This window comes from Colwellia sp. SU-HH01217 (genome assembly GCF_057543495.1).
Map to the genome: position 1 here is coordinate 484,089 of NZ_BAAJLX010000001.1, position 18,649 is coordinate 502,737.

16 protein-coding genes are annotated in these 18,649 nt (G+C 38.1%); 7 read left to right on the top strand and 9 right to left on the bottom strand.

Annotated elements, in window-relative coordinates; translation table 11 throughout:
- Positions 1–59: 59 nt before the first annotated feature.
- Together erpA and AC27G3_RS02110 are read right to left on the bottom strand one after the other, a co-directional pair.
- Positions 60–401 carry an iron-sulfur cluster insertion protein ErpA gene (gene erpA, locus AC27G3_RS02105; RefSeq protein ID WP_487118325.1) on the bottom strand — a complete coding sequence of 114 codons (342 nt, stop codon included), beginning with the start codon at positions 399–401 and terminating at the stop codon, positions 60–62.
- 58 nt (positions 402–459) lie between these two features.
- Positions 460–1,269, bottom strand: a complete 810-nt coding sequence (locus AC27G3_RS02110; RefSeq protein ID WP_487118327.1) for a DUF6776 family protein — start codon at positions 1,267–1,269, stop codon at positions 460–462.
- Between the two features lie 94 nt (positions 1,270–1,363).
- Between AC27G3_RS02110 and AC27G3_RS02115 the strand changes: the two genes are divergently transcribed.
- Positions 1,364–3,043 (top strand): chloride channel protein, encoded by a 1,680-nt coding sequence (locus AC27G3_RS02115; protein ID WP_487118329.1) that lies wholly within the window; start codon positions 1,364–1,366, stop codon positions 3,041–3,043.
- Positions 3,040–3,471, top strand: coding sequence for a protoporphyrinogen oxidase HemJ (gene hemJ / locus AC27G3_RS02120; RefSeq protein WP_487118331.1), 432 nt, complete (start codon positions 3,040–3,042; stop codon positions 3,469–3,471). Before AC27G3_RS02115 ends, hemJ begins: the two co-directional genes overlap by 4 nt.
- Before the next feature lie 14 nt (positions 3,472–3,485).
- On the opposite strand, the gene AC27G3_RS02125 is transcribed toward hemJ, so the two are convergent.
- On the bottom strand, positions 3,486–4,358 hold the full coding sequence (locus AC27G3_RS02125) for a hypothetical protein (RefSeq protein WP_487118333.1): 873 nt from the start codon (positions 4,356–4,358) through the stop codon (positions 3,486–3,488).
- Positions 4,359–4,565: 207 nt separating this feature from the next.
- Between AC27G3_RS02125 and AC27G3_RS02130 the strand changes: the two genes are divergently transcribed.
- Positions 4,566–5,573 carry an aspartate carbamoyltransferase gene (locus tag AC27G3_RS02130; RefSeq protein WP_487118335.1) on the top strand — a complete coding sequence of 336 codons (1,008 nt, stop codon included), beginning with the start codon at positions 4,566–4,568 and terminating at the stop codon, positions 5,571–5,573.
- Positions 5,574–5,650: 77 nt separating this feature from the next.
- Entirely contained in the window at positions 5,651–6,946 is a 1,296-nt protein-coding gene (gene hemL, locus AC27G3_RS02135; protein ID WP_487118680.1) for a glutamate-1-semialdehyde 2,1-aminomutase, read from the top strand.
- 100 nt (positions 6,947–7,046) lie between these two features.
- Here hemL and AC27G3_RS02140 read toward each other — a convergent pair whose 3' ends face one another.
- The 3 genes from AC27G3_RS02140 to AC27G3_RS02150 form a co-directional block, all read right to left on the bottom strand.
- A complete protein-coding gene (locus AC27G3_RS02140; protein ID WP_487118337.1) occupies positions 7,047–7,442 on the bottom strand; it encodes a hypothetical protein in 396 nt (131 codons plus the stop codon).
- Between the two features lie 348 nt (positions 7,443–7,790).
- The gene (locus AC27G3_RS02145) at positions 7,791–10,196 is read right to left on the bottom strand and encodes a TonB-dependent receptor (RefSeq protein WP_487118339.1); all 2,406 of its coding nucleotides are present in this window, start codon (positions 10,194–10,196) and stop codon (positions 7,791–7,793) included.
- A gap of 70 nt (positions 10,197–10,266) precedes the next feature.
- On the bottom strand, positions 10,267–10,572 hold the full coding sequence (locus tag AC27G3_RS02150; protein ID WP_487118341.1) for a hypothetical protein: 306 nt from the start codon (positions 10,570–10,572) through the stop codon (positions 10,267–10,269).
- A gap of 162 nt (positions 10,573–10,734) precedes the next feature.
- Between AC27G3_RS02150 and AC27G3_RS02155 the strand changes: the two genes are divergently transcribed.
- Positions 10,735–12,378 carry an FMN-binding glutamate synthase family protein gene (locus AC27G3_RS02155; RefSeq protein ID WP_487118343.1) on the top strand — a complete coding sequence of 548 codons (1,644 nt, stop codon included), beginning with the start codon at positions 10,735–10,737 and terminating at the stop codon, positions 12,376–12,378.
- A gap of 27 nt (positions 12,379–12,405) precedes the next feature.
- On the opposite strand, the gene AC27G3_RS02160 is transcribed toward AC27G3_RS02155, so the two are convergent.
- Complete coding sequence (locus AC27G3_RS02160) at positions 12,406–13,413, bottom strand: AraC family transcriptional regulator (protein ID WP_487118344.1); 1,008 nt, start codon at positions 13,411–13,413, stop codon at positions 12,406–12,408.
- Between the two features lie 117 nt (positions 13,414–13,530).
- Between AC27G3_RS02160 and AC27G3_RS02165 the strand changes: the two genes are divergently transcribed.
- Positions 13,531–14,676, top strand: coding sequence for an acyl-CoA dehydrogenase family protein (locus tag AC27G3_RS02165; RefSeq protein ID WP_487118346.1), 1,146 nt, complete (start codon positions 13,531–13,533; stop codon positions 14,674–14,676).
- Positions 14,677–14,687: 11 nt separating this feature from the next.
- On the top strand, positions 14,688–15,881 hold the full coding sequence (gene bktB / locus AC27G3_RS02170; protein WP_487118347.1) for a beta-ketothiolase BktB: 1,194 nt from the start codon (positions 14,688–14,690) through the stop codon (positions 15,879–15,881).
- A 103-nt stretch (positions 15,882–15,984) separates the two neighbouring features.
- Here the strand turns inward: bktB and AC27G3_RS02175 are convergent, their stop codons facing one another.
- Complete coding sequence (locus AC27G3_RS02175) at positions 15,985–17,274, bottom strand: ammonium transporter (RefSeq protein ID WP_487118349.1); 1,290 nt, start codon at positions 17,272–17,274, stop codon at positions 15,985–15,987.
- A gap of 224 nt (positions 17,275–17,498) precedes the next feature.
- Positions 17,499–18,647, bottom strand: coding sequence for a succinylglutamate desuccinylase/aspartoacylase family protein (locus AC27G3_RS02180; RefSeq protein WP_487118350.1), 1,149 nt, complete (start codon positions 18,645–18,647; stop codon positions 17,499–17,501).
- Positions 18,648–18,649: the final 2 nt, after the last annotated feature.

The following is an 18,649-nucleotide window of genomic DNA, read 5'->3' on the forward strand; positions in this document are numbered from 1 at the left end:
AAAAGCAAAAAATCGACAAAGCGTCGATTTTTTAAGATGTGTAGTAAAATTTTATGCTGTTACATTGAAAATGAAGAGCCACAGCCACAGGTCGCCGTTGCATTAGGGTTAGTTACTAAGAAACGACTACCTTCTAGCCCTTCAGTGTAATCAACTTCTCCGCCAACGAGGTATTGTAAACTCATGGGATCGACTACCATAGTCACGCCTTGTTTCACGATTGTCATATCACCTTCGTTCACTTTTTCATCAAAAGTAAAGCCATACTGAAAACCAGAGCAACCACCGCCGGTAACATAGACGCGCAATTTCAATGCTGGATTTTCTTCTTCAGTGATAAGAGACAACACTTTACTTGCCGCTGCATCAGTAAATTGAATAGGTAATTCTGGGTTAGACATTGAGTTCTTCTTACAACAAACATTATTTGAAAATTGAATTATCTTAAACTTGACTAATTTAATCAAGTATTACCTTAGTTTCTTTCACTTGATCATCAATTGAGATGATATTCGTATCGCTCACTGGTATTTCAGGCAGTTCTTCTTGTGCAGCTTCAATTAGCCATGGATAATCTTTATCCAATTGGAGAAATTTTTGCCATTTATTTTTAGGCAAAATAGCCGAAACTTGTACGTGTTCAACCACAAACCCTTTTGGCAGAGTGAATTCACCATCAATTAATTGAAAATACTGAAAACTGAACGCTAAATCTTTTTTCGTTAATGCGGTGATCTCTGTTAATTTAATTTTACTGGGTGCATTATTTAAACTACCGACAAATGTCAATTCAACATAGCCTTTGGCGTACCTTCTTCTTAGCTTTTGTTGCACTAAAACCACTTGAAAACGGTAATGTTCAGGGCTTTCTGTTGCGACAAAAACGACATTATCAATCGCTAAACCATCAGCTTGTTTTTCTGGGGCCATCACTTTTTCATAAAACGCTAATTCTTTTTTCACTTCATAATGAGCAGCTTCCCTTTCTTTTAATGTTGCTTGAGATTGTTGATTGGCTAATCGCTCAACCTCTAGCTCTACTTCTAGGGTGTTAATTCGACGAGTTTGCTCACTTTGCTGCAAGTATAATAAATCAAGTCTTTGTTTTTGCTCACTCAAGGTTTTTACTTGATAACCATGGTAATAATTACCTAGGCGATAACCGCTATAGAGACATACGCTGACTATCAAAAAAAGTAAAAGTGCAGAACGATAAGGGCCAAAGCGTTCGATAACGGTATTAAAGTTTATTTTTGCTAACCAATTCATTTGTTAAGTATTATTAAATCCAAAGTATTTATATCCAAACAGCTCGGCTATAATGTCATTTTTTAAAATGCTTATTTACTACATGTGACAACCAATGGCGTCATTAGTTTCATTAAGAAAGCGCTTAGCGCTACCTAAAACCTCATGGCAATTATGCTTTTTAGCGATAATTGGCGGCAGTGTTTCAGCATTATTAATTGTTTGTTTTCTTTTTAGCATTAGAGCAATACAACAACTCTATCTTTCAGAACGCGACAACTATAGCAGTTTAGATGCATTAAGTCGTTTCGAATTGCCCTTAATTGGCGCTTTAATCATTTTATTATTCGCTTGGTTTACCGGCTATAAATATCTTAGAACGGGCATACCTTTTGTATTAAATAAGCTTAAAGAAGACCATGGTGTTATACCGTTACGCAATACGCTTAATCAATTTTGGGGGAGTGTTGTTTCACTGTGCGCGGGGTTTTCTGTCGGAAAAGAAGGGCCTGCCGTCCATTTAGGCGCTGCATGTAGTAGCTACCTAGGTAGTTTATTAAGACTTCCTTATAACAGCATAAGAACATTATGCGCCTGTGGTATAGCTGCGGGTATTGCAGCAACCTTTAATACTCCTTTAGCAGCAGTAATATTTGTCATGGAAGTGATACTAAGAGATTACAAGGTGCATATTTTCATTCCTGTTATGCTCGCTGCAATTGTTGGCTCTTTAATTACAAGTAGTATTTTTGGTCGTTCTCACGAATACGAATTTCTACAAGAAATTAGCTTAGGTATCGAGCATTACCCTTCGTTAATATTGCTCGGTATCGTATTAGGTGCTTTAGCTTTTCTATTTAACCGATATTTAATCGCTGTAATTAAACATTCAACGAAATTACACATTACGACTCGCTTACTCATTGCTGCCTTTATTACGGGTTTCTTAGGCTATCTTTCCCCTTATGCGATGGGCGGAGGTTTGGCAAGTTTAGACTTTTCATTAACAAATAGTGTCGAGTTAAATTTATTAGTCGCATTGTTAATTGCTAAGTTTTTAATGACGATATTCGCATTAGGCTTAGGAATACCTGGCGGTATAATTGGACCTATACTGAGTATTGGTGCAATTGCAGGAGTATGTATTTCAAGTATTTCTACGGGCATAATTCCGGGTAATTATATGGCCAGTGATTATGCACTTATGGGCATGGCAGGTTTCTTAGCGGCTACATTAAACGCCCCACTTACCGCACTACTTACTGTTATGGAGCTATCTAATCAAATTGAAACTATTGTTCCAGCAATGATTATTATTACGACCTCTAGCTTGATTTCGGGTCAATTACTACATAACCGCTCTGTGGTAACGATGCAGCTAGACATTCAGCAGTTGGCTTATCGAAAACCACCGTTGGAAAGATCACTTCAGAAGGTTGGAGTTTTGGGCATTATTCAAGATAAGTTCAACTTAAAAGTCATGGGAGAGCATCAAACCTCTGACCATACTCAAAATGTTGATAATGAATCACTTCGCCCTACGATAATTAAAAAGCAGACAGATGAAGGCATTGAATTTTATTTGCCTGAATTAGACAAAAACAGTAATAAAGTAATTCAATACAACCTTATCGCAATGGAGAGCCAAGCTACCTTAGATCAAGCTTATCAAGCTCTAGTAAAACAACGTTGTGGTGGGATATACATATTTGATAAAACGCCTAATGATATTATGGGTTTTATCACTTTTGAACAAATTAGACTTTACTTAGTGGAAGGAAAACTAATGTTATGACCACAATACTCTGGCTTAAAGCTTTTCATGTGATTTTTATGGTTGCATGGTTTGCAGGTATTTTTTATTTGCCTCGGTTATTTGTTAATCATGCCGAAACAACGTCTCTTGAGGTTAGCAAGCAATTAAAAGGCATGGAAAAACGCTTACTCTATTTTGTTACACCCTTTGCCATATTTACTGTAATTTTAGGCTGTGCGCTTATTTATTGTTATGGCTCACAGTGGTTTGTTGCTGCAAAATGGTTGCATATCAAATTAACTTTAGTCATTTTTTTACTTATATATCATGGCTATTGTTTTAAAGTAGTCAAAGATTTTCAGCAAGATAAAAACACGCGCACGGGTAAGTTTTATCGAATATTTAATGAGATACCTGTATTAATTTTATTTGCGGTTATTATTTTAGCTTATGTAAAACCTTTGTAAGCTATATTAATAATTTATTTAGCGGTAAGGTCGATCCATAAACGCTTATCACGTAATAAAGCTTTAGATTGTTCTGATAACAAAGGATTGGTTAAATCAAAAGTAGTTCGTTGTCTTGCATGGGACTTCTCTAGAATACCTGAGGTTATTTTATGCGATAAAAAGAACTGATTAAACTGCCCTGAAATTAATAACTTTTCTAAGCCGTACAATAAGCGTGCATGTAGGCGCTTATTACTTTTACTAACAAAAAAGTATACAGGAGCGGGGTATCTTAACATTAGATTTTCTTCAACAATCAAAGCCGACTTTTCTACTATTTCAACTTCAGCCTCATGTAAGGCTCTTGGAAAAGCATCAAATCGTTTTTTTTCTAACATTTCTAATAAAGTCATATCGTAACCAGAGGTAACTCGAAAATTATTAGCCGCTAAAATACTCGTATCAGGCCAATTAAGCCCCTGTCCTACTGATATTTTTTTTAATGCGGACAACGTAATATCTGACTTAAAACGCTCCTGCTCGCCGGCTCGAATAATAAAAATTCGATGACCCATTAAGCCTTTTAAGATAGGAAAATATATCGCATTTAATTTCTGCTCTATCTCTTTAGAAGTCATTCGCCAGGTGACATCAATAAGCTCATTATTGGCTAACATTATTGAAGTACGTGCCTGCGCCATTTCAATAGCAATGCCTTTTAGCAAGTAGTCTCCGTATTTATCACGACTCGCCTCTAACGACAGCGATAATAAATCGACAAAATAACTTTGTTTTACATCAGGATTTTTTTCAGAATTTACATATCGAACAACATCTACAGAAGAGGCTATAGTGCTATAAGATAAAAAGAAGAAAGCTATTAAACACTGCCAGTACTTGGCCATTAATAAAGCACTCCAAAGTAAACAATAGATGAATAAATGAGACAATTAGTATAGTCGATGATATCCGTAATGGCTAAAGTCATATCAGATGGGTTTTTACGGCAAAGTTTTTCTTTCAATTAAGATTTCTCATACTAAAACTCTTCATTTTGTGCTATATTTTTGCGGCAAATTTACCCTTAGTACTAAATGAGTAGGTAATCTTTTATGATGACTTTCCAAGGTAGCCATATTCTCTCGGTTTCTCAATTTGATCGTGATGCTATTTCTCGAATTTTACAAGTGTCAGCGCTTATGGCTCCTTACGCAGAACGAAAAAAACGTTGTCATGTGCTTGAGGGGGCTGTATTAAACAACTTATTTTTTGAACCAAGCACAAGAACCCGTGTCAGTTTTGGTGCGGCATTTAACTTACTTGGCGGTTTTGTTCGAGAAACTGTCGGTGCAGAAAACTCATCATTAAGTAAAGGTGAGTCATTATTTGATACCGCGCAAGTAATCAGTGGCTACTCCGATGTTATTGCCATGCGACATCCAACCATGCATTCGGTAGCAGAATTTGCCAAAGGCAGCACAGTGCCAGTTATTAATGGTGGCGATGGCGCGAATGAACACCCTACTCAAGCCTTACTTGATTTATTTACCATAGAATCAGAAATGAAACGCTTTGGTAAAGGACTAGATGGCTTAAATATTGTATTGATGGGCGATTTAAAACACGGGCGTACCGTGCATTCATTATCAAAACTGTTAAGTTTATATAATAATATAAAAATCACTTTAGTTTCGCCCAACGCCCTTCAAATGCCTGATAGTGTTGTCAGTGTATTAACGAATGCAGGCCATGAAGTTATTATTACCGAAGAAATTGCCGGCAATCTTTCTTGCGATGTTATATACCAAACCCGTATTCAACAAGAACGTTTTGCCAGCCCTGGAGAAGCCGATCTTTACCGCGGACATTTCAGTTTAAATAAAAGTATTTATCAACAGTTTTGTAAAGAGCATACCGTAATTATGCACCCTTTACCTAGAGACTCCCGCCCAGAAGCTAATGAGCTTGATACCGACTTAAACGATTTAGAAAACCTTGCCATCTTCAGACAAGCTCAAAATGGAGTACTAGTGCGCATGGCATTGTTTGCATTAACATTAAATGTAGAAGATAAACTTAGCCAATACGAAAAGCCAGTACCTTGGTTTACCAATAAGTAAACCCCATAATTAAATGAATATTTTCAGTGCAGAAAATAAATTTTTGCACTCAGTAGATAAGAAGTGACTTTACTATGATGAACAATTCTCAACAGTTATTTGACCACGCTAAAAATGTTATACCTGGTGGCGTAAACTCCCCCGTTCGTGCTTTTAATAGTGTCGGCGGCAGCCCTTGTTTTATCAAACGCGCTGAAGGTGCTTACATCTATGATGCCGATGACAATGCTTACATTGATTATGTCGGTTCTTGGGGCCCAATGATTTTAGGGCACAATCACCCAGCTATATTAGATGCCGTTATTAAAACGGCACAAAGTGGTTTAAGTTTTGGTGCGCCAACTGAAATAGAAATTACTATGGCTGAAAAAGTTCGCGAATTAGTGCCGTCGATGGAATCTTTACGTATGGTAAGCTCTGGTACTGAAGCCACCATGAGTGCTATCCGCTTGGCGCGTGGTTATACTGGCCGTGATAAAATATTAAAATTTGAAGGTTGTTACCACGGACACGCTGACTCGTTATTAGTAAAAGCGGGCTCTGGTGCGTTAACGCTTGGTGTACCTAGCTCTCCTGGTATACCTGCTGATATTGCTCAGCACACTTTAACAGTAAGTTATAATAACCTTGAGCAAGTAAAAGAAATTTTTGCTCAATTTGGTGACCAAATTGCTTGTATTATTGTTGAGCCTGTTGCCGGTAACATGAACTGTATCCCTCCTGTTGAAGGCTTTCTCGAAGGGTTACGCAGTGTTTGTAATGATTACCAAAGCGTACTGATTTTTGATGAAGTTATGACTGGTTTTCGTGTCGCACTCGGTGGCGCTCAAGCACATTATAATATTACGCCAGACCTGACCACTTTAGGTAAAATTATTGGTGGTGGTATGCCTGTTGGCGCCTTTGGTGGCAAAAAAGAAATTATGGATTATATCGCACCTATTGGCCCTGTTTATCAAGCGGGTACATTGTCAGGTAATCCATTAGCTATGGCAGCAGGTTTAGCCGCACTGTCTGAGCTTTCCCAAGGCGATAAGCACCAACAATTGTCGAATGCAACAGAGAAGCTCGCAATGGGTTTACAAGCTGCTGCAGAGCGTAACGGTGTATCATTAAGCATAAATTATGTAGGTGCTATGTTTGGTTTCTTTTTTACACCTAAAGGGTTCAACCCATCTGATACCATTACCACTTTTGAACAAGCAACAGCATGTGACAGTGATAAGTTTGCTCGCTTCTTTAACCTTATGCTTGCCGAAGGAATTTACCTTGCCCCGTCTTCTTTTGAAGCAGGTTTCTTATCTTTGGCTCACACTGATGAAGTTATTGAGAAAACCTTAGTCGCTGCTGATAAGTGCTTTGCTCAGCTATAAATAAAGAAATAGCAACAAACAAAAAAGCCAATATAATACTGATAATATTGGCTTTTTTTATTTATGTATAAAGATACTTAACCTGTTCTCGGTTTAATTATTAAATTACTTTCAATGTAACTAATTCTTGTTGTAACCAATTAAACGCTTGTTGCCAGCCCATTTCTACACCTGAGAACTCTTTTAAATTCCAATTATCTATTGAACGAACCTTTATAAGTTGCGCGCTAGAAAGCTTGCTTTGTTCACTGTAATTGACAATAGCAATCGCCTTAACTTGCTCGATTGACGCTATAGATAACTGTACTTCATAACTATAACTGTAACAGTGGACGCGATTGACTAAAATGGCAAAGTCATGTTTGAAGTGCTCAACTAGAAATTGCTCATACTCTTCCATCATCTCAAGCGATAAAACAACACCATCATCAATAATTACTTCGATAATATCATGGGTAAGAAGGTTTAGATCGGCAAAACTTAAACGGTATTTCATCTAACCTCCAACACTCTTCACTGTGTCAAATTTACGACAGGAAATTGAGTATAGATGAAAATATTCGATTGCGCTTAATAATAAACCTGAGCTCGGCTTAACAAATATTTCTCTAGCAGCTATTTTTCCTTACTTCTTCGTTAAATTTCTTGCAATAGGCCAGCTATTGACGCGAAATTTGCCTTGAATTAAGAAAAACTATCAAGCTAGAGTGGAGTAAAAATAATTATTTATCTATTTTTCAAACTGTTAACTATCTCTTAAACCGAGCTCAGGTTAATAGGAATGCTCACACGATATTGCTAAGCGCGATACCGAGTGAGTTAGGGTTACTCAATATAGTGTGAATTAAAAACTTCCTCTAATACCAAAGGTAACGCCTCTTCCTGGCAATGGTGCAACATTTTTCAAGAATGATGAGTGAACTCTTGCATTTTCATTCGTCAGATTTTGTCCTTTTAAGAACAATACCAAATCATTATCAATGCCCAAATCACTTAAGTAATAATTAACATTGGCATCAACCATAGTATAACCTTCGGTAGTAGTTTCTAACTCGCCAATTTCATCTTGCTCAAAATAACGGCTTACACTCACTTCACCTGAAAAACTATCGGCTTGATAGTTGGCAATAAAACCAACTCTCATTGGTGGAATTCTTGGTAAGTAATCACCATTAGATAATTTAGCATGAGTAACATCAGCAAATAATGTTGCTTTTAATGGTTCAAATACTTGATAAATTAACTCACCTTCAAAACCATACATTTCAACATCGTCTTGACGAAATACCAATATAGGTAATTCACCATGCTCTGCCGTTAAACCAGTATCTTGCTGATAATAAAAGTCATCAACCTGGTTATAAAAGCCACTAAGCACAAAACCGAAATCGCCAACAAACTTTCTTAACGTTAAATCAACATTCATTGCAGTTTCTAAGGTAGGATCTTGATCCCCTATAACAATTTCAATATCGTCACCATGAGACTCAATCTCGTACAGCGCACCTACTTCAAAAGTATTAGTACCGATGTGAGGACCAAAAGAAAACAATTCTGCTGCTGATGGAGCGCGTTGTGAATAAGCTACTGAAAGCCCTAAATTATAACCTTCTGTAAAGTCCCAAACAAACCCTACAGAGCTACTAAATGGATTAAAGCGTTGTTCGTCTAAGCTGCCTTCAAGATGGTCATGTCCGTCATGATGATTATGAACTTGCACATCACTTTTAGCATCAATCGCTACATGTTCAAAACGTGCACCTAATTGTAATAATAAATCGTCTGTTAAGTGTTTTTCTTCTAACCAAGCTAGCGCTAAAGTTTTGGTTTTAGACGGCGGCGTAAAGGCTTCATCACCAATGGCTTCAAAATCTGAATATTTATAATGTAAAGTCCATGCACCGTTAAAACCTGCCACTTCTTGATGGTAAAGGTCTATTCGTGCTTCAAAACTATCATTATTAAATTGCGTACCTACCACACCTTCTTCAATTTCTTGGTGTTGATAATTGGTATAACCTAGTTTTGTTTGTAAGCGATTTATAAATTGATCAGCAAAGTTTAACTCACTTAAAAACTGAATACGGTGCTGCTCCATATCAGCCGAAACACCTTCTTCGTGACCTTCATGCTCGTCATGTTCATCATGTTCGTCATGTTCGTCATGTTCGTCATGTTCGTCATGTTCGTCATGATGAGTATGACCTGGCACACCGTATTGACGCGTCATATAACCATAAGAGATACCTGCAAAACCATTATCAAATAAGTAACTACTACCAACAGTAAAGCCTTTTGATTTTGATGCACTATTTTCTAATATACCTGTATGCTCACCTTCATGTTCGTCGTGTTCGTCATGATCGTCGTGTTCTAATTCAGCTTCACCAGCAATTTTATAATCACTAGCATCTCGCCAAAAGCTATCAAAGTGAAAAGCAATATCATCTTTACCTGTTTGCAAGCTCAATGATGCTTGATTTTCATCAGCTACGGTATTGTGCTGTAACTGCCAATCGAACGTAGTATCTGTTGATGTTGGAATACGGTTGTCGACAACATTTACCACACCGCCAATAGCACCACTACCATAAAACAATGTTGAAGGGCCTCTTAGTACTTCAATTTGAGTTGCGGTAGATGTTTCTGCAGAAGCCACGTGATCAGGCCCAACACGAGACGCATCGCCCGCATCTAATCCATTTTGTGTAACCAACACTCTTGGACCATCTAGGCCTCGAATGATTGGACTACTTGCAACAGGTCCATAGTAGGTAGAATGAACACCGACTTCATTTTTTAGCGTTTCACCTAAGGTTGAAGCTTGTTTAAGTTTTAGCTCTTCATTAGAAAGTACATTAACGGGCAATGAAGATTCAATAGAAGAAGAGTGTAACGGCGTTGCATAAACATCAATAATTTCAATTACTGTCGGGATAAGTTCGATAACAACCCCGTCTATATCTTCAGATTTAACGGTTAATATTGTATTAGAATGACCATAGTCTTTTTCACTGACATGTAATTCTATAACACCTTCATTCAAGCCATCTAAACTAAAATGGCCTTGGGCATCACTAAAAATTGTTTGCTGATTGACAGAGTTTGTAATTTTGACATTGGCAAGCGCTTCACCTTTATCGCTAACAATACTACCTGAAATTTTTTGAGCAAGTGCTTGCTGACTAAAAAGTGCACTAAGCACAATTAACGACCACGAACTGGTAGACGCAATTTTATTTTTTCGCATGAAATATCCAACTTTTATTAATTTTATTTAAAGGTATAAAAATGTATACCTTAATACTGCTAAATTAAGGTTAGTGAATAACAGGCGGCGCTCTTAAATAGGGGCGCTGATAATTTAATGCAACAAGTATAGGTTTAGCGCATGGCGTGACCAACTTAGCATAAGCAATAAGCGTTTTTTGAGCCGCTAAAGGGGAGTCAGGTGGTGTATCAATTGTATTTTGGCACAACTGACATTGTTGGGTTTCACTTAAACTTATTGTTAAGTCATAGTGTTGAGCATGTGTAATAAACGCGCACAAATAAGCCATTAGCACAAAAGCGCTAATTTTTATTATTTTCTTAGGAAAGATATGCACAGGTAACATCATAAGCATGTGATAGTATAACAAATGTTACTTTATCACAAATATAAAATAGAGGCACACCAACTATGGCAATAAATTTATTCAAAAACAAAGATAAATAATCGGGTTAAAGTAAAGACTTAAGATAATTTACAAGCCATAATCAATAAAAACGTTAACTCAGGTATTTTTATGACAATAATGCAAAAATTTTACTGGTTAGTCGCCAGTATCGGTAATATTGCTTCAATATATTTCTACCAACAAACAAGCAGTGTTTTTGCGCTAACACTATTAATTATCACTTTATTGTATACCTTAATCGGCTTTTACGATCTGCACTTTAGCTCTCGCAGCTTGAATAAATTATATCCTGTTGTAGCCTACTTACGTTATTTATTGGAATCTTTTCGTGTTGAAATTCAGCAGTACTTTATCGCTAACGATACCGAAGAGCGGCCTTTTAATCGCGAACAAAGAACTTTAGTGTATCAACGAGCAAAAAATATTCGCGATACCATCGCTTTTGGTACACAACAAGATCTTATTGAAGAAAACTATTTAAGTTTATGGCACTCCCTTACACCTAAAAACATCAGTGATGAAGCTAAATATGTCACAATTGGTGGACCTGCTTGTAGCCAACCTTATAACGCATCTTACCTTAATATTTCTGCAATGAGTTTTGGCTCGTTAAGCAGTAATGCGATTGAAGCATTAAATTTTGGCGCCCAAAAAGCCGGTTGTTATCACAATACAGGTGAAGGTGGAGCAAGCCCTTATCATTTAAAACATAATGGTGATATCGTTTGGCAAATAGGCACGGGATTATTTGGTTGTCGGGATGAAAATGGCCGATTTAAACCAGACTCTTTTGAGAAAACGGCCAAGTTACCGCAAGTAAAAATGATTGAAGTAAAACTTAGCCAGGGAGCTAAACCCGGACATGGCGGCGTATTACCCAAGGCCAAAATCACTTTAGAAGTAGCTCAAATTCGCCATATTTCAATGGATAAAGACTGCGTCTCCCCTGCTGTTAATCCAGAGTGCACTACCCCAAAAGAATTATTGCATTTTATTCAACAACTTCGGGAGTTAAGTGGGGGTAAACCTGTTGGTTTTAAATTATGTATTGGTAATCCAGCGGAGTTTCTAAGTATTTGTAAAGCCATGTTAGAAACAGGCATTACGCCAGACTTTATTACTGTTGACGGTGCAGAAGGAGGTACGGGGGCAGCACCTGTCGAATTCTCCAATCGCCTTGGCATGATTTGTTTAGAAGGTGTGTATTTTGTTAATAATGCCCTTAAAGGAGTGGGTTTACGCGATAAAATAACAATAATCGCCTCAGGAAAAACAGCAACTGGCTTTGAATTATTATCTAAAATTGCGATTGGCGCAGATATCGTTAATGCCGCTCGCACTATGATGTTAGCTATTGGTTGTATCCAGTCTCGTCATTGTAATACTAACCTTTGCCCTACAGGTATCGCGACTCAAGATCCTGCGCGCTCAAAAGCGATTGATGTCGATGTAAAAAGTGAACGAGTGAAAAACTTCCATCGAAATACCTTAAAAAGTTTTTTCGAGTTAGTAGGAAGTATGGGACTGGATGATCCGAGTCAGTTAACACCACAAATGCTCAAGCGTCGCTCACCTTATGGCTCTCAAATGTCTATCGGCAGCTTAATTGCGCCACTTACCACAAATGCGCTCATTAATAACGATACTACTGATAGTGCTTGGCAACATTGGTGGCAAAGTGCTAGCGCTGACCAATTCTATGTTGATGACATCTTTGTGTTATCTTCGCCTGAATTTCAACACGAACAATAATGTTAGCCAAACTCATTAATTTTCAATCTATAAAGTCTTCCATTGCTTGGGAGACTTTCCAGTCCAACGTTTAAAAGCTCGAGAAAATGAAACCGTTTCACTAAAGCCAACCAAATTTCCCACCTCAGCAATGCTTAAATGTTCAGTTCGTAAAAGTTTTATTGAGTAACTAAGCAATAACTCATCTTTAATTTGACTATAACTTACGCCTTCAACCTTAAGCTTTCTACTTAAAGAGCGTGGCGTTTGGTTAAAATCATTAGCTAACTTAGACATCGAGGGTAAGTGTTGATAATTATAGGACGATAAATATAAACGTACTTTAGTTCGTAAACTATTATCCTCTTTAGGTCGGTGCAATATATATGCTGGTGACGTTTTTAAAAAATCAGTTAACTCTTCAGGAGTTCTAACTAAAGGATATTGTAAAAATTTACGATGCAAATAAAAGCCGCAAGTGTGATACGAAAACTTCAACTTTGAACCAAACATTTCTAGGTAACTGTCGATATGATTAGGCTGAGCATAATTAAAAGTCGTTGATGAAATAGGCAGTTGTTGGGCAACAAGCCAACATGAGAACCGTTGCCACATTAATATCAGAAATTCTTGAAGGAAGTGATCGACGTCATTAGCACTATGTTCTAATTTTATTTCAAAAAACACTAGCTCTGATTGACTGTTTTTTGCATTTAAAGCAATAGTAATGTCTGGAAAAATTGTTCTGTAAAAACGTGCACTACGTTCCAACATGCTACCTAAAGTTGTTGCAAACAAGCTGTATTCTGCCATCAAAGCAAAACTACCTTGGTGGCATTTTGTTTGCGCAAATCCCATAAACTCATCAGCAGTAACTAGCCAAACCACTTTAACTAACTGAGAAAGCTGTTGCTCTGTCAATTTTTTAGAAGGGTTTTGATAGTAACTCCAAGGGATATTAGCTTGCTTGAGTATGACTTTCGCACTATGACCTAACCTCATAGCTCCGCTCATAGCTGCTGATAAATAGTGATTATCAATATGCGCCTTTACCATGGCTTGCTTACCCTGCCTAATTAGTTAAATTTATCGTCCAATTCGGTCATAGTATATCTGACAAAAACAACATTTAATAACATTCAAATGAGTCTGTAATTTAATAACGAGCGTAACATGTCAGAGCAAAATGAAGAGAAACAGTTATTTCAGTCAATGATTGGCCGCATTATCGATCAAGAAATTGCCCCTTTTTATCACGAGTGGGAAAAAGCCCACTGTGTACCCAAGTCACTCTGGAGCACCTTAGGAAGCGCGGGCATGTTAGGAATCGATATGCCCGAACAATACGGCGGCGCAGCAGCTGACTTTGAAATATCTCAACTTGCTATTGAAGAGTTATCACGTCGCTGCTTTGGTGGACTAGCTTCTGGGTATAACATTCATACCAATATCGTTATGCCTTATATTTTGCACATTGGTAATGAACAGCAAAAGCAGCAATGGCTACCTAAAATGATCGCAGGCGATGCTGTTGGCGCAATCGCGATGACCGAACCAGGGGCAGGAAGTGATTTAGCAGCTATTAGAACAACGGCTAAACGTACAGATGAAGGCTGGCTAATCAATGGCTCTAAAATTTTTATCACCAACGGACTGCTTGCGGACATTGTGATTGTTTGCGCTAAAACCAATCCAGAAGCGGGTGCTAAAGGGGTCTCACTTTTCCTCGTAGACACTAGTTTAGCAGGCTATTCAGTTGGCCAAGGTATTGAAAAAATTGGTCAACACGCCAGCGATACAGCCGAACTTTTTTTTAGTGATTTACTGATCCCTCATCAAGCATTATTGGGTGAAGAAAATGCTGGGTTTAAATACTTAATGCAAGAGCTCCCACGCGAACGATTAGGTTGTGCCGCCCAAGCCATAGGCTCTATTGAAGGTGTTTTAGCCATAACCCTAGATTATGTAAAAGAGCGTAAAGCATTTGGTCAAGCGATTGCCGACTTTCAAAATACACGATTTACCTTAGCAGAAGCTAAAGCGCAACTTGATATGGCTAGAGCTTATTTAAACCAATGTATTGAAAAATACAAAGTTCAACAAATGACAGCTACTGATGCCGCTACCATTAAATTATTACTCACCGAAATGCAGTGTAAAATTACTGATCAATGTCTTCAGTTATTTGGTGGATACGGCTACACCCTTGAATACCCCATTTCACGATTCTACGTCGATGCAAGAATTCAAACGATTTACGCTGGTACCTCTGAGATTATGAAAGAAGTTATCGCACGCGATTTGTTTTCCAGTAAGTAGAGGTAAATTATATGAAATTATCTGATGTTGTTATTGTTGACGGTGCCCGAAGTGCGATTGGCGCATTTGGTGGAAGTTTATCAAATTTATCGCCTGCAGAACTCGGCACCTTTGTCGCCAAAGAAGCCATTAAACGTAGCCAAATTTCGGCAGAAGAAATAGATCACGCTGTTTTTGGGCATATTATTACTACCTGTTCGAATGATGCTTATATCGCGCGACATATTGCACTTAACTCAGGGTTACCTGAAAATTCTGCTGCGCTTAACGTGAATCGATTATGTGGCTCTGCCGTTCAGTCTGTTATTTCTGCAGCACAAATGATACTACTTGGCGATAGTAAAATTGCACTTGCAGGCGGGGCTGAAAGTATGAGTCAGGGCGCATATTTATTACCAAATGTCCGTAAAGGCTTAAGAATGGGCAACGGTGAATTAACTGATTTAACTTTAGGCATCTTAAGCGATCCCTTTGGTAGCGGTCATATGGGTATAACAGCAGAAAACATTGCTCACCAATATGGCTTTACCAAAGAACAACTAGATAGCTATTCACTTCACAGCCACCAAAAAGCAAACTACGCCATTGAGCAAGGCTATTTTACTGATCAAATAGTGCCTATTCCAGTGCGCATTAACCGCAAAGAAGCATTGTTTTCAACAGACGAACATGTCAGAACTGATGTCAGTTTATCTGCACTAGCCACACTAAAACCGGCATTTAAAAAAGACGGTATTGTAACAGCAGGTAATGCTTCTGGTTTAAATGATGGTGCGGCGGCATTAGTATTAACCAGTAACACTGAAGCTGAAAAGCGAGGCCTCAAGGCTAAAGCTCGCTTTATAAGTTATGCATTCGCCGGTGTCGCTCCTGATGTGATGGGTTTAGGCCCTATCCCCGCAGTAAAAAAGGCACTTCAACAAGCTAATTTAACCATTAGCGATCTCGATGTAATTGAATCAAACGAAGCATTTGCCGCACAAGCTATGGCGGTTTCGCAAACACTTGGTTTTTCGAGCGACAAAGTAAATCCAAATGGTGGAGCTATAGCGTTAGGTCATCCTGTCGGAGCTACAGGCTCAATCTTGATTATTAAAGCATTAGCTGAATTAGAGCGAATTGATGGCCGTTATGGATTAATCACTATGTGTATTGGCGGCGGTCAAGGCATCGCTTTAATCGTAGAACGACTACAACATAAATAAAAGTTATTCGCCATTTGGGGCGAATAACTAACAGTTAATGAATTAAAGCCACTCACTCCAGTACAAGACCTTCTAGAGTGAGTTGGCATTTACTTACAGGCTATTAAAGGTTATAGCCAGACTCTTCATGCTCGACTTGATCTAAGCCACTGATTTCTTGTTCTTCGTCTACACGAATTCCTTTAGTTAAAATGCTCACCAACTTTAATAGTACGTAAGTCACTACTGCGGTATAAACAAGTGTTGATACAATACCAATTAATTGCACGCCAACTTGCTCTCCCATAGTTGAGATACCTTCGGCAAAACCAAAGCCACTAAAAACACCTAATGAAGTTGCTGAAAACACACCGGCTAATAAAGTACCTAAAATACCGCCGACACCATGTACAGGAAAAACATCTAAAGAGTCATCTATTTTAAGTTTTTGTTTAATATAAACAGTTGCATAAAAACAAACAAAACCAGCCAATACACCAATAACTAATGCACCACCTGGGCCAACAAACCCTGAAGCAGGTGTAATTGTTCCTAAACCAGCTACCATACCCGTTACCGCACCAAGTACACTGGCTTTACCAAATTTTTTCCACTCTATAGCAGCCCAAGTTAACGTACCCGCCGCTGCAGATAAATGAGTCACTAGCATCGCCATAGCAGCATCACCATTAGCCGCTAATGCGCTCCCGCCGTTAAAACCAAACCAACCCACCCATAACATGCCCGCACCTGTTACTGTCATGGTTAAATTATGAGGCAGCATAGGTGTTTTTGGAAAGCCTCTACGTGGACCTAACACTAAAGCGGCCACTAAAGCTGCAGTACCTGCTGTTATATGTACAACAACACCACCAGCAAAGTCGTACAGTCCCATTTCACTTAACCAACCACCGCCCCAGACCCAGTGAGTAACAGGCGCATAAACAGCCAGTAACCATAAAGCGCTAAATAATAATACTGATGAAAACTTCATTCGCTCTGCAAAACCGCCAATGATCAGCGCAGGAGTAATTACCGCAAAGGTCATTTGAAAAAGCGCAAATAATACTTCAGGTATATCGCCAGAGAGCGACTCTTTGGTAATGCCATTCATCATCACTTTGGAGAAGTCACCAATAAAGCCATTACCTTCACCAAAAGCAATGCTATAACCTAAAATAAACCATAAAACTGATGAGATTGAACCAATAGCAAAACATTGCATTAATATCGACAGCACGTTTTTCTTTCTAACTAAGCCACCATAAAATAATGCTAAGCCCGGCAGCGTCATTAACAATACCAAAGCAGTAGAGGTTAAGATCCAAGCAGTGTTTGCACCACTAAATTGCTCACTATCGGCGTAACAAAGTGATGGCATAAATAATAGGGCTATAAAGAGTATTCGTAACATAGTTTTTTCCTAGTTTAGAGCACCGAAAGATCAACGCATGATCCTAGGGCAATTTATTCTTTTATTATTATAAAAATCTAGAAAATGCACAAAACACGCCAGTATGCTTACTTATTAATTTTCAATAAGTTAAATACAAAGATGCTTCAAAATAGCGCAATAACGCACAATAAGAGGGAATAACAAACACAGTGCGCACTAAGTTGGTGCGCACTGAACTAGAATTAGGCAGGAAGAATAAAAAAGTCGGTGAATACTTTATAGAGCTCAGTACCTTGATTGACACTCGCTGATGCAAAATGCAATATCGGCAATACAGGTTTATCAAGCGTTATGTTGTGAATAGCATCTCCATCGCCATAATTGTCCATACGCAAAATTCTTACAAGAGGCTCTCCAGCGGGTAAGGGTTGTCCAAATTCAGCTAAGTAATCGACCATCCCTCCCATAGGTGAATACAAAGCTTTATAGTCTTTTAAGTAACAAGCATAACGAGTTAGAGCTTGTGGCTTAAACTCTTGTTGATATACTTCACAGAGCACCCCTTTATAGTTTAAGTAACTTAAAATACCTAACGCGTCTTGATGAGCAATCGCTAAATCAATTTGTTCTTGTGAGCCTAATTCAACGGTAAAGCTTTCTTTGTTTAACACGCCTTCACTAATATTGATGTCTCGACCTAACGCTTGGAAGTTTTCTTTTAATGTCCACCAAGGACAAAATGTTGCTTCATCTAAAGCACCATCAAATTCATTTGGAATAATGATGGTATGCGGGATATCAAAATAGCTTGCACTATTTTGGCAATATTCAGGACAATATAAATGTTTACTTGAAATAGGCCCTGTATGTAAATCGAGCACTAAATCAGCTTGATAAGCTAAACGTTGTAATTGATAAGCTATACGTTGCCCTGTGGTTAAACCAAAAATATTATGATCAAGTTTTTGTTCGATTTCATTTAGCAACAGTTGTTGAAAATTCTCTGCTATTTCAACATCACTACTTCCAATATATTCCTTGGCAAAAGGCGCAATAACTGATTCATCAAAATGATACATTCGATTCCAATTAACACCGGTAATTGGATCAAAACGCCCTAACGTATATTCACCATTTTTGTGATTACAGGCGACAGGGTTTGCATAAGGTACTAAAGTAATATCACTGTTTACCGCTAAGTTTTTTAATAATTCAAGTAATTGAAAAATAACGGCATTACCTTGTACTTCTGCGCCATGCATATTCGCTTGAATATAAACACTAGGCCCTTTATTTTGGGCTTGTGTTTTAATTCGATATACAGGAACAGTTAACTGAGCTCCGCTAGCCATTTCTCCAACATGCATTAATTCTTTTGTTATTTTATTCATTT